This window comes from Streptomyces sp. NPDC091281 (assembly GCF_044757425.1).
Taxonomy (GTDB): Bacteria; Actinomycetota; Actinomycetes; order Streptomycetales; family Streptomycetaceae; genus Streptomyces.
Genome location: NZ_JBIVUY010000004.1, coordinates 1 through 11,816, shown reverse-complemented (window position 1 = coordinate 11,816; position 11,816 = coordinate 1). Strand labels below are relative to the sequence as shown.

The 11,816-nt window shown below is 73.4% G+C and carries 10 protein-coding genes; 9 read left to right on the top strand and 1 reads right to left on the bottom strand.

Going from position 1 to position 11,816, the window contains the following annotated elements; translation table 11 throughout:
• Positions 1-48: 48 nt before the first annotated feature.
• A complete protein-coding gene (locus ACIQPQ_RS11660; protein ID WP_383774309.1) occupies positions 49-501 on the bottom strand; it encodes a metallopeptidase family protein in 453 nt (150 codons plus the stop codon).
• A 293-nt stretch (positions 502-794) separates the two neighbouring features.
• Between ACIQPQ_RS11660 and ACIQPQ_RS11655 the strand changes: the two genes are divergently transcribed.
• From ACIQPQ_RS11655 to ACIQPQ_RS11615, 9 genes are all read left to right on the top strand, one after another.
• Complete coding sequence (locus ACIQPQ_RS11655; RefSeq protein ID WP_383774476.1) at positions 795-1,211, top strand: DUF3499 domain-containing protein; 417 nt, start codon at positions 795-797, stop codon at positions 1,209-1,211.
• A gap of 240 nt (positions 1,212-1,451) precedes the next feature.
• On the top strand, positions 1,452-3,068 hold the full coding sequence (locus tag ACIQPQ_RS11650; RefSeq protein ID WP_401302718.1) for an L-lactate permease: 1,617 nt from the start codon (positions 1,452-1,454) through the stop codon (positions 3,066-3,068).
• Positions 3,069-3,308: 240 nt separating this feature from the next.
• Positions 3,309-4,673 (top strand): phosphomannomutase/phosphoglucomutase, encoded by a 1,365-nt coding sequence (locus ACIQPQ_RS11645; protein WP_401302716.1) that lies wholly within the window; start codon positions 3,309-3,311, stop codon positions 4,671-4,673.
• A gap of 266 nt (positions 4,674-4,939) precedes the next feature.
• On the top strand, positions 4,940-5,182 hold the full coding sequence (locus tag ACIQPQ_RS11640) for a Trm112 family protein (protein ID WP_401302714.1): 243 nt from the start codon (positions 4,940-4,942) through the stop codon (positions 5,180-5,182).
• A 186-nt stretch (positions 5,183-5,368) separates the two neighbouring features.
• The gene (locus ACIQPQ_RS11635; RefSeq protein WP_401302713.1) at positions 5,369-6,601 is read left to right on the top strand and encodes an SIS domain-containing protein; all 1,233 of its coding nucleotides are present in this window, start codon (positions 5,369-5,371) and stop codon (positions 6,599-6,601) included.
• Between the two features lie 127 nt (positions 6,602-6,728).
• Entirely contained in the window at positions 6,729-7,880 is a 1,152-nt protein-coding gene (gene manA / locus ACIQPQ_RS11630; protein WP_401302711.1) for a mannose-6-phosphate isomerase, class I, read from the top strand.
• Positions 7,881-8,131: 251 nt separating this feature from the next.
• Positions 8,132-9,115, top strand: coding sequence for a cation diffusion facilitator family transporter (locus ACIQPQ_RS11625; protein WP_401302709.1), 984 nt, complete (start codon positions 8,132-8,134; stop codon positions 9,113-9,115).
• 355 nt (positions 9,116-9,470) lie between these two features.
• Positions 9,471-10,928, top strand: a complete 1,458-nt coding sequence (gene ahcY, locus ACIQPQ_RS11620) for an adenosylhomocysteinase (RefSeq protein ID WP_401302707.1) — start codon at positions 9,471-9,473, stop codon at positions 10,926-10,928.
• A 148-nt stretch (positions 10,929-11,076) separates the two neighbouring features.
• Positions 11,077-11,691, top strand: coding sequence for a hypothetical protein (locus ACIQPQ_RS11615; RefSeq protein WP_383774297.1), 615 nt, complete (start codon positions 11,077-11,079; stop codon positions 11,689-11,691).
• Positions 11,692-11,816: the final 125 nt, after the last annotated feature.

The window sequence follows — 11,816 nt, the reverse complement described above, 5'->3', positions numbered from 1 at the left end:
GGGTGGACAGCGTGCCGGGGGAGAGGGAGCGGGGCCGGAGCCGGGCGCTCAGTCCTCGCCGTACCGCGGGTCCACCGCCTCCGGCGTCAGCCCCAGCAGCTCCGCGACCTGCTCCACGACGACCTCGTGCACCAGGGCCGCGCGTTCGTCGCGGCCCTTGGTGCGGATCTCCACCGGACGCCGGTAGACGACCACGCGCGCGTGCCGTCCCTCGCGCGCCGGGATCGTCCCGCCGAGCGGCACCGCCTCGTCGTTCCACGGCTCGCCGGACCCGTCCAGCCGGGGCACCTCCAGCACCATGAAGTCGATGTCGGCGAGCTGCGGCAACCGCCGCTCCAGGCGCTCCACGGAGTCCTGCACCAGGTCCGCGAACACGTCGGAACGGCTCGCGGCCAGCGGCACCTGCGGGGGAGCGACGGGCCCCCGCATGCCCCGGCCGTGACGATCACGACGGCGGGGGCGGCCGGGTCCGGCGGCGGGCTGCGGTACGGGGGTCTCCATCACTACTGAAGCGTAGTCCCCGCCCACGCGGCCGCCCGGCTCCGCACGGCGACCCGGCACGCCCGACGGCCGCGACACCCCCTGTCGCAGGATGACCATTCCGGCCAAGCTTGGGCTCGATTCCGTATCTCTCCTGGACCGCCGAACTCATGGCAATTGATGGCGTTTGTGCGCACAGTTGACCGCACCGACCCGCTCCCTTCCCCCGAAGGGCTGGTGTTCCCGCAGGTCAGCGGGGTATGACTGGAGTCGCCCGTGGGGCGTTCCACAACACGACACGGTGGGGTGACCTGGTGGAGAGTCGTCGCGGCCCGCTCAAGAGTGCGGTACCGTCCAACGTCGTGAGCCCTGTACGTCGCTGTTCGCGCACCGCCTGCGGCCGACCCGCCGTCGCGACGCTGACGTACGTCTACGCCGACTCGACCGCGGTCCTCGGCCCCCTCGCCACCTACGCCGAACCCCACTGCTACGACCTGTGCGCCGAGCACTCCGAGCGTCTCACCGCCCCGCGCGGCTGGGAGGTCGTCCGGCTCCTCGACGGTTCGGCGCCCGCCCGCCCCAGCGGCGACGACCTCGAAGCGCTGGCCAACGCCGTGCGCGAGGCCGCCCGTCCGCAGGAGCGCGCCGCCGGGGGCGCGGGCCGCGGGGCGGACCCCATGGAGGTCGCCCGCCGCGGCCACCTGAGGATTCTGCGCTCCCCCGACAACTGACCGGCCGACCGGCGTCCGCCCGCCGGACCGCCGCCGCGCGGGTCCCGCCCGCGGCCGGATCTCACCCCTCCACGAGCCGTACGTCCCTCTCGGTGGCGCACGACCGTTGACGCGCGCGTGCCGCGGACACGATGGTTCCGTTTCACTAGGATCGAGAAGTCGATTTCGCATGACGGAATTCGCCGGTGGGCCGGGACCGCACCACGGGACCGCGCCGGACAGCGGCCCCGGGAGGCGCCCGTGTACGTCCAGGAACTGGAACCCGTCGCCGGATCACTCGGACTGTCCGCCCTCGTGGCGGCCCTGCCCCTCGTGATCGTCCTCGTCCTCCTCGGCGGCGTCCGCCTCAAGGCCCACCTCGCGGGCCTCACCGGCCTCCTCGCGGCCGTCCTCGTCGCCTGCCTCGCCTACCGCATGCCGGTCGGCCAGGCCCTCTCCAGCGCCGCCCAGGGCGCCGTCTTCGGGCTCTTCCCCATCCTGTGGATCGTCGTCAACGCCCTCTGGGTGTACCGGATGACCGTCCGCACCCGGCACTTCGACATCCTGCGCCGCTCCTTCGGCCGCCTCTCCGCCGACCCCCGCATCCAGGCCCTCGTCGTCGCCTTCTGCTTCGGCGCCCTCCTGGAGGCCCTGGCCGGATTCGGCGCCCCCGTCGCCATCTGCTCCGTCATGCTCGTCGCCCTCGGCTTCGACCCCGTACGCGCCGCCGTCGTCGCCCTCGTCGCCAACACCGCGCCCGTCGCCTTCGGCGCCATGGGCACCCCCGTCGTCACCCTCGCCCAGGTCACCGGCCTCCCCCTCGACACCCTCGCCTCCGTCGTCGGCCGCCAGACCCCGCTCCTCGCCCTCGTCGTCCCCCTCGTCCTCGTCGGCCTGGTCGACGGCCGAAGAGGCCTGCGCGACACCTGGGTTCCCGCCCTCGCCTGCGGATGCGCCTTCGCCGTAGCCCAGTTCGCCGCCTCGAACTACGTCTCCGCCCAACTCGCCGACATCGGCGCCGCCCTGGCCGGAGCGGGCGCCCTCGTCCTCGTACCGCAGACCCGCGCGCCCGCCCCCGAGGCGGTCCGCGTCGCCGTCCTCACCGGCACCCGCAGCGAGGAACTCGACGCGTCCGACCCCCGCCGCGAGGTCGTCCGCGCCTACGCCCCGTACGCCCTGATCGTCGCCGTCTTCTCCGTCGCCCAGATCCCGGCCGTCAAGGACTGGCTCGCGCGCGCGACACAGACCTACGACTGGCCCTTCCTGGACGTCGTCGACGCCGACGGCGAGGCGGTCGCCGGGAACGTGTTCAGCTGGCCCGTCGCCAACTCGGGCGGCACGCTCGTCCTGCTGGCCGGGATCGCCACCGCCGCCGTCCTGGGCGTCCCCGCGCGCGACGCCGTCCGCGAATGGGCCGCCACCGTCCGCGAACTGCGCTTCGCGATCCTCACCGTCACCTCCGTCCTCGCCCTCGCCTACGTCATGAACCTGTCCGGCCAGGCGGCCACCATCGGCTACTCCGTCGCCGCCGCGGGCGCCGGACTCGCCTTCCTCTCACCCGTCCTCGGCTGGTTCGGCGTCGCCGTCACCGGCTCCGACACCTCCGCCAACGCCCTCTTCGGCGCCCTCCAGGTCACCGCCGCCCGCGAGTCCGGCCTCTCGCCCGAACTCCTCGCCGCCGCCAACAGCTCCGGCGGCGTCCTCGGCAAGATGATCTCCCCGCAGAACCTCACCATCGCCTGCGCCGCCGTCGGCCTCGCGGGCCGCGAGGGGGACCTCCTGCGCCGCGTCCTGCCCTGGAGCCTCGGCCTGCTGCTGGTGATGTGCCTGATCGTGGTCGGGCAGAGCTCACCGGTACTGGACTGGATGCTCCCGTGACGCGCGACGCGCGCGCCGTCCGCCGCTGCCCGTCTCCGCCGCGTGCGGCACGCGCGTGCCGCACGTTTCCGCGTCGCGTGCCGTGTGCCGCCACCGCGCGCGCCCGCGCCGGATCGCCGCACCGACCCCGGACCACCGCGCACGTTACGTCTGTGGGTCGGTCCCGGTGGACCCGGGACGACCCGTCCGCGCCGCCGGGTAGTTTGTGGTGACTGACAGGACTTTCAGGAAGGTTTGGCCGTGGCTGCTGATCTGTCGCAGATCGTGAAGGCGTACGACGTGCGCGGGGTGGTCCCGGATCAGTGGGACGAGTCGCTGGCCGAACTGTTCGGGGCGGCCTTCGCCCGCGTGACCGAGGCGGCGGCGATCGTCGTCGGCCACGACATGCGCCCCTCGTCGCCCGGCCTGACCCGCGCCTTCGCCCGGGGCGCGGCCGCCCTCGGCGTCGACGTGACCGAGATCGGCCTGTGCTCCACGGACCAGCTGTACTACGCCTCCGGCGCCCTCGACCTGCCCGGCGCCATGTTCACCGCCTCGCACAACCCCGCCCGGTACAACGGGATCAAGCTGTGCCGCGCGGGCGCCGCCCCCGTCGGCCAGGACACCGGCCTCGCCACCATCCGCGAGCTGGTCGAACGCTGGTCGCGGGAGGGCGCCCCCGCACCGGCCGCCACCCCCGGAACGATCACCGCCGCCGACACGTTGAAGGACTACGCGGCCCACCTCCGCTCCCTCGTCGACGTCACCTCGATCCGCCCCCTGAAGGTCGTCGTCGACGCGGGCAACGGCATGGGCGGCCACACCGTGCCCACCGTCTTCGACGGCCTGCCCGTCACCCTCGTCCCCCTCTACTTCGAACTCGACGGCACCTTCCCCCACCACGAGGCCAACCCCCTCGACCCCGCCAACCTGGTCGACCTCCAGAAGCGGGTCCGCGAGGAGGGCGCCGACCTCGGCTTCGCCTTCGACGGCGACGCCGACCGCTGCTTCGTCGTCGACGAACAGGGCGACCCGGTCTCCCCATCCGCGATCACCGCCCTGGTCGCCGTCCGTGAACTCGCCCGCCACGGCGGCCACGGCACGGTCATCCACAACCTGATCACCTCCTGGACCGTCCCCGAGGTGGTCGAGGAGCACGGTGGCACCCCCGTCCGCACCCGCGTTGGCCACTCCTTCATCAAGGCCGAGATGGCCCGCACCGGCGCGATCTTCGGCGGCGAGCACTCCGCGCACTACTACTTCAAGGACTTCTGGAACGCCGACACCGGCATGCTCGCCGCCCTCCACGTCCTCGCCGCCCTCGGCGGCCAGGACACCCCGCTCTCCGCCCTCGTCTCCCAGTACGAGCGCTACACGGGCTCCGGCGAGATCAACTCCACCGTCGACGACCAGCAGGCCCGCCTCGCCGCGATCACCGCCGCCTACGCCGACCGCCCCGACACCACCCTCGACACCCTCGACGGCCTCACCGTCACCACCCCCGACTGGTGGTTCAACGTCCGCCCCTCCAACACCGAACCCCTCCTCCGCCTCAACACGGAGGCCCGGGACGAGCAGACGATGCGGCACGTGCGGGACGAGGTCCTGGCGATCATCCGCGGGTAGGGCGGTCCCCGTTCTGCCAGCCCGTCCGGCGTTTGAGGACGAGGCCGTTCAGGCCGAAAGGGGGATCCAGGGGGCACAGCCCCCTGGCGGGGCCGGAAGGGGCGGCGCCCCTGGGGGACGGGTCGGGAAGGGGCGGCGGGGGCGACAAACCCCCCACCCCGCCCCACCCCCACCAGCGGTAACCTGACCAGGCACCGCCCACCACCCCCACACCCGGCACCCACCCGCCGTACACCCCCCTCACCCGCCCCCGAAAGGACACCCCCATGCCGCTCGAAGCCGGCCTCCTGGAGATCCTCGCCTGCCCGGCCTGCCACGCCCCCCTCAAGGAACAGCCCGCCCCCGAGCCGACCCCCACCGACACCACGGCCACCGACACCGCAGCCACCGCGGACACCGACGCCCCCGCCACCGAACTCCTCTGCACCGGCACCGACTGCGCCCTGGCCTACCCCATCCGCGACGGCATCCCCGTCCTCCTCGTCGACGAGGCCCGCCGCCCCGCGTAACACCCCCGCGGCCGGCCCCGCCCGAGACCCGCACCCGCGCAACGACCCCCCGCACCCCCCCACGCCACACACCCACCCCGACGCCCGCCAAGGCGCCGAGCCAGCCCGCCCCGCCCCCCGGCCCCGCCCCCGGCGGAGCCCGCCGCACGCCCCCGACGACGCCCCGGCGACCGGAGACCTGACGCCATGCTCGACGAATCGCTGCTCGACACCCCGGAGGCCCTCGCCGAGGCGGACCGCCGCGCCCTGCTGCGCGGCGCGGCCGAGGCCGGCGCGCGGGTCCGCACCGCGGCCCGCCACGCGGCGGAGGCAGGCGTCGGCGACCTCCGCCCGGACGGCCGCCCGCGCGCGATCCTGATCGCGGGCCCCGGCGCCGCCGCGACCTGCGTCGCCGACCTGCTCGGCACCCTCGCGGGCGCCGCCTGCCCCGTCACCCGCCTCGCCCCCACCGGCGTGGCCCCCGCGGCGGGCGCCCTGCGCTGGGAACTCCCCGGCTGGGCCGGTTCCGTGGACCTCCTCCTGATCGCGACCCCCGACGGCGGCGAGCCGGGCCTCTCGCTCCTCGCCGAACAGGCCTACCGCCGCGGCTGCACGGTCGTGGCCGTGGCCCCCGCCCGGACCCCCCTCGCGGAGGCGGCGGAGGCCACGCACAGCCTGTTCGTCCCGATGGCGACGGCCCCCTACGAGCAACCGGCGCCGTACGACCAGCGGGCCCCGTACGACCGGCCCACCCAGGACGGCGACCACCGCGGCCACGACGATCAACCCCCCGTCCCCGCCGCCCTCGTCCCCACCACCCCCGTCCCCACCGCCTCCGCCCCCGGCGTCCTGTGGGCCCTGCTCACCCCCCTCCTCGCCCTCCTGGACCGCATCGCCCTGCTGTCGGCCCCGCCCGAGGAGCTGGAGCGGGTCGCCGACCGCCTGGACCAGATCGCCGAACGCTGCGGGCCCGCCGTCGCCACGTACAGCAACCCCGCCAAGACGCTGGCCGCCGAACTCGCCGACGCCCTCCCCGTGATCTGGACCGAGGGCACCTCCGCCGGGCCCGCGGGCCGCCGCTTCGCCGCCGCGCTCGCCGAACTCGCCGGGCGGCCCGCCCTGGTGGCCGAACTCCCCGAGGCGCTCGCCGCGCACAGCACCCTCCTGGCGGGCCCGCTCGCCGCGAGCGCCGACCCGGACGACTTCTTCCGCGACCGCGTGGAGGAGGCGCCCGCGCTGCACGCGCGCGTGGTGCTGCTCCGCGACCGCCCGATCGGCGGCCTCACCGCCGCCCCGGCCGCCCGTGAACTGGTCCTCGGCCACGACACGCCAATCAGCGAGCTGGAACCGGAGCCCGGAGACGCACTGGTGACCCTCGCGGAACTGATCGCCGTCACGGATTTCGCCGCCGTCTACCTGGCCCTCGCCTCCGGCGCCTGACCTGGCCCACGGGCCACCCCACCGGCACCCCACCGCACCCGGCCACAAGACAAGCGGGCCGCACCCGCAGCCACCCCCCCGCCCCGACAGCACCACCCGCCACAAGGACAGGCAGGCACACACCGGCATGGACCGCCTCGACAACACCATCCGCCCCTACGCCTGGGGTTCCCCGACCGCCCTCCCGGACCTGCTCGGCGTCGCCCCCACCGGCGAACCGCAGGCCGAGATGTGGATGGGCGCCCACCCCGGCGCCCCCTCCCGCACCCCGCGGGGCACCCTCGTCGAGGTCATCGAGGCCGACCCCGAGCGCGAACTCGGCCCCAGGACGGTCGAGAAGTTCGGCCCCCGCCTGCCCTTCCTGCTCAAGATCCTCGCCGCCGGTGCCCCCCTCTCCCTCCAGGTCCACCCCGACCTCGCCCAGGCCCGCGAGGGCTACGCCGACGAGGAGCGCCGGGGCGTCCCGCTGGACGCGCCGCACCGCAACTACAAGGACGCCAACCACAAGCCCGAACTCATCTGCGCCCTCACCGAGTTCGACGGCCTGTGCGGCTTCCGCGCCCCCGCCGCCGCGGCCGACCTCCTCGCCGCCCTCGACGTCGACTCGCTGGCGCCGTACGTCGACCTGCTGCGCGCCCGCCCCGAAGAGGCCGCCCTGCGCGAGGTGTTGACGGCGATCCTCACCGCGGACCCCGACGAGATGGCCCACACCGTCACCGCCGCGGCCGCCGCCTGCGACCGCCTCGGCGGCGACCACGCCCCGTACGCCGCCATCGCCCACCACTACCCCGGCGACCCCGGCGTCCTCGCCGCGATGCTCCTCAACCACGTACGCCTCCAGCCCGGCGAGGCGCTTTTCCTCGGCGCCGGAATCCCGCACGCCTACCTGAGCGGACTCGGCGTCGAGATCATGGCCAACTCCGACAACGTGCTGCGCTGCGGCCTCACCCCCAAGCACGTCGACGTCCCCGAACTCCTGCGCGTCGTACGGTTCGAGCCCGGCGACCCCGGCGTCCTGCGCCCCGAGGCCGCCCCGGACGGCGAAGAGGTCTACGCGACCCCCATCGACGAGTTCCGCCTCTCCCGCCACGTCCTCCCCGAGGGCGCCGCCCCCCACGACCTCACCCTGCCCACCCCGCAGATCCTGCTCTGCACGGCGGGCACCGTCCACGCGGGCGACCACACCCTCACACCCGGCGACTCCGTCTTCGTCCCCGCGTACGAAAAGGCCCAAGTCACCGGCCCCGGAACCCTGTTCCGCGCCACCGTCGTCGTCTGACAGCCACCCCGCCCACCCCGCCAGGCCGCCCGACGCCCCGCATCCCCCCACCCGCGGCACCCCCTTCCTCCTGCCCGCCCCCGTCCCCGTACGCATCCCGCTCGTCCCTCCGGGCACACGCACCACGGCCGCGGCTGCAACAATGGCCCACCGCAAAGCACGGGCAAAGCGCCGACCCGGCGCACCGCCCGCACCAGCACGCCCCGGGCCGGCCCGGGAACGCCCCGAGGACGAAGGGACCACGCGGACACATGAGCGCGTCAGGCGGCACCAAGGCGATCGTGGCGGCACTCGCCGCCAACCTCGCCATCGCGGCATCGAAGTTCGTGGCGTTCGCGTTCAGCGGCTCGTCCTCGATGCTCGCCGAGGGCGTCCACTCGCTCGCCGACTCCGGCAACCAGGCACTCCTCCTGGTCGGCGGCAAGAAGGCCCAGCGCGAAGCCACCCCGCAACACCCCTTCGGCTACGGCCGCGAGCGCTACATCTACGCCTTCCTCGTCTCCATCGTCCTCTTCTCCGTCGGCGGCATGTTCGCCATCTACGAGGGCTACGAGAAGATCAAGCACCCCCACGAGATCGAGCACTGGTACTGGCCGGTCGGCGTCCTGATCTTCGCGATCGTCGCCGAGTCCTTCTCCTTCCGCACCGCCATCAAGGAGTCCAACCCGCTCCGCGGCGACCTCTCCTGGAAGGAGTTCGTCCGCCGCGCCAAGGCCCCCGAACTCCCCGTCGTCCTCCTGGAGGACCTCGGCGCGCTCGTCGGACTGATCCTCGCCCTCGGCGGCGTCGGCATCGCCCTCGCCACCGGCGACGGCGTCTGGGACGGCATCGGCACCGTCTGCATCGGTGTCCTCCTCGTCCTCATCGCCCTGGTCCTCGCCGCGGAGACCAAGTCCCTCCTCCTCGGCGAGTCCGCCGGACCCGAGGAGACCCGCAAGATCGAGGCCGCCCTCGTCGACGGCACCACCGTCCCGCGCCTCATCCACATGCGCACCCTCCACCTCGGCCCCGAGGAACTCCTCGTCGCCGCCAAGATCGCCGTACGGCACGACAACACCGCCGCCGAGATCGCCACCGCCATCGACGCCGCCGAGTCCCGCATCCGCGCCGCCGTCCCGATCGCCCGCGTCATCTACCTCGAACCCGACGTCTACAGCGCCACCGACGCCGCCAAGGGCCCCGACCCCGAGGCCTCCCCGGGCGGCCCGGCCCACCCCCCGGCCGACGACCACTGACGGCCCCGGCCCGCGCCCAGCCCCTCCGGTCAGCCCCCTGACCCCTCCCCGCACCACCCGCCTCAGCGCACCGGGGCCCGCCCGCACCACGGCGGGCCCCGCCCCATTCGGCGTGATCTGTTCGCAGCCGGACTGGGGCCGCCCCCCACCTCCGGTGTAGCTTGGAGCGGAGCCAGACGTCGCTGCTGATGGCGGTCGGGCGGTCCACGACGGACCGTCCGAGGGAGAGAGGGCCTCCGACGGACTGCGCTGCGTGTACGCGGGCATGCCTGTGTCCTCCCGGGCACCCCTGTGTCCGCCGCCGCGCAGACCAGCCGTATCCAGACCTCGCCCCTATCCCGAGGAGCAGCTCCCCATGACGACTGTCGACCAGCGACAGGACTTCAAGGTCGCCGACCTCTCCCTGGCCGAGTTCGGCCGCAAGGAGATCACCCTCGCCGAGCACGAGATGCCGGGCCTGATGGCGATCCGCAAGGAGTACGCCGCCGCCCAGCCCCTCGCCGGCGCCCGCGTCACCGGCTCCCTGCACATGACCGTGCAGACCGCCGTCCTCATCGAGACCCTCGCCGCCCTCGGCGCGCAGGTCCGCTGGGCGTCCTGCAACATCTTCTCCACCCAGGACCACGCGGCCGCCGCCATCGCCGTCGGCCCGAACGGCACGCCCGACAACCCCCAGGGCATCCCCGTCTTCGCCTGGAAGGGCGAGACGCTGGAGGAGTACTGGTGGTGCACCGAGCAGGCCCTGACCTGGCCGGACAGCCCCACCGGCGGCCCGAACATGATCCTCGACGACGGCGGCGACGCCACCCTCCTCGTCCACAAGGGCGTCGAGTACGAGAAGGACGGCAAGGTCCCCGCCGTCGACACCGCCGAGAACGACGAGCACCGCGTCATCCTCGAACTCCTCCACCGCACCATCAGCGACGGCTCCCAGAAGTGGACCCAGCTCGCCTCGGAGATCCGCGGCGTCACCGAGGAGACCACCACCGGCGTCCACCGCCTCTACGAGATGCAGCGCGACGGCATCCTGCTCTTCCCGGCGATCAACGTGAACGACGCCGTCACCAAGTCGAAGTTCGACAACAAGTACGGATGCCGCCACTCCCTCATCGACGGCATCAACCGCGCCACCGACGTCCTCATCGGCGGCAAGACCGCCGTCGTCTTCGGCTACGGCGACGTCGGCAAGGGCTGCGCCGAGTCCCTCCGCGGCCAGGGCGCCCGCGTCGTCGTGACCGAGATCGACCCCATCTGCGCCCTCCAGGCCGCGATGGACGGCTACCAGGTCACCACCCTCGAAGAGGTCGTCGACAAGGCCGACATCTTCATCACCACCACCGGCAACAAGGACATCATCATGGCCACCGACATGGCCAAGATGAAGCACCAGGCCATCGTGGGCAACATCGGCCACTTCGACAACGAGATCGACATGGCCGGCCTCGCCAAGATCCCCGGTATCGTCAAGGACGAGATCAAGCCGCAGGTCCACACCTGGAAGTTCCCCGACGGCAAGGTCATCATCGTCCTGTCCGAGGGCCGCCTCCTGAACCTGGGCAACGCCACCGGCCACCCGTCGTTCGTGATGTCCAACTCCTTCGCGGACCAGACCCTGGCCCAGATCGAGCTGTTCACCAAGCCCGACGAGTACCCCACCGGCGTCTACACGCTGCCCAAGCACCTCGACGAGAAGGTCGCTCGCCTCCACCTCGACGCGCTCGGCGTGAAGCTCACGACCCTCCGCCCCGAGCAGGCCTCGTACATCGGCGTCGACGTCGACGGCCCGTACAAGGCGGACCACTACCGCTACTGAGCCCGACGGCTCGACCAGGTCCAGCGAAGCAGGCCCCCGCACCCCCGTGTCGGGGGCCTGCCCCGTCGGCCTCCGGACCGCCCCGGCCGCACCGCGCGCCGGACCCTCCGGAGGAGACCTGACCAGCCCGTCACCCCCCAGGACCCTCATGCCCCGCGGCCACTACACGCTCCACGACCCGCACGACCACTCCCTCCTCGCCCACGAGCACTTCCAGTGCGCCCCCGGACCCTCCGGCTGGCGCTACGTCTCCACCCTGACCACCCCCGACGGCGATCACCGCGGCTCGGTCGATCTCACGCTCGACGCCCTCGGGCGCCCCCTCCGGCTCGAACTCCACGCGGGCGACTGGCAGGTCCGCGGCGCCGCCCTCGACGGCGTCACCTGGGTCCGCACCGACCCCACCGGCACCCACGCCACCGAAGGCAACGTCCCCGCCCACGCGTTCACCGGCACCTCCCCCGCCTTCCTCGTCGCCACCGCCCGCCTGCTGCGCCTCACCCCCTCCGCCTCCGCGACCCGGGTACGCCTCACGGCCTTCACCGACCCCGTCCTCGCCCCCCGCACGGTGGACCAGTCCTGGACCTTGCTCAGAAGCGAAGCACACACCACTGACAACGGACCCCTGACCGTGGACGAATACCAGGTCACAGCCCTGGACACCGGCGAACAGCACACCGTCCACCTCAGCGGCGACGTCGTCCTCGCAGCCCCCGGCATCGAGCTGGAAGACCTCGCCTCCCCACCCTCGACGTTCCCCTAGCGCCGACAGGCCCTGGACACCCGGCAGGCCCTAGGGAGTGTCTTTCCGATCATCGGATCGTTGGTCTGGTTGTGAGGGATGGGGAGATTTCTGACGCTGCCTGGGCGGTGATGGGGCCGTTGTTG

Excerpts from the sequence above, each read along its gene's own strand:
- ahcY (WP_401302707.1), top strand. The coding sequence starts at position 9,471 with ATGACGACTGTCGACCAGCGACAGGACTTCAAGGTCGCCGACCTCTCC.
- manA (WP_401302711.1), top strand. The coding sequence starts at position 6,729 with ATGGACCGCCTCGACAACACCATCCGCCCCTACGCCTGGGGTTCCCCG.
- ACIQPQ_RS11660 (WP_383774309.1), bottom strand. The coding sequence starts at position 501 with ATGGAGACCCCCGTACCGCAGCCCGCCGCCGGACCCGGCCGCCCCCGC.
- ACIQPQ_RS11615 (WP_383774297.1), top strand. The coding sequence starts at position 11,077 with ATGCCCCGCGGCCACTACACGCTCCACGACCCGCACGACCACTCCCTC.
- ACIQPQ_RS11640 (WP_401302714.1), top strand. The coding sequence starts at position 4,940 with ATGCCGCTCGAAGCCGGCCTCCTGGAGATCCTCGCCTGCCCGGCCTGC.
- ACIQPQ_RS11625 (WP_401302709.1), top strand. The coding sequence starts at position 8,132 with ATGAGCGCGTCAGGCGGCACCAAGGCGATCGTGGCGGCACTCGCCGCC.
- ACIQPQ_RS11635 (WP_401302713.1), top strand. The coding sequence starts at position 5,369 with ATGCTCGACGAATCGCTGCTCGACACCCCGGAGGCCCTCGCCGAGGCG.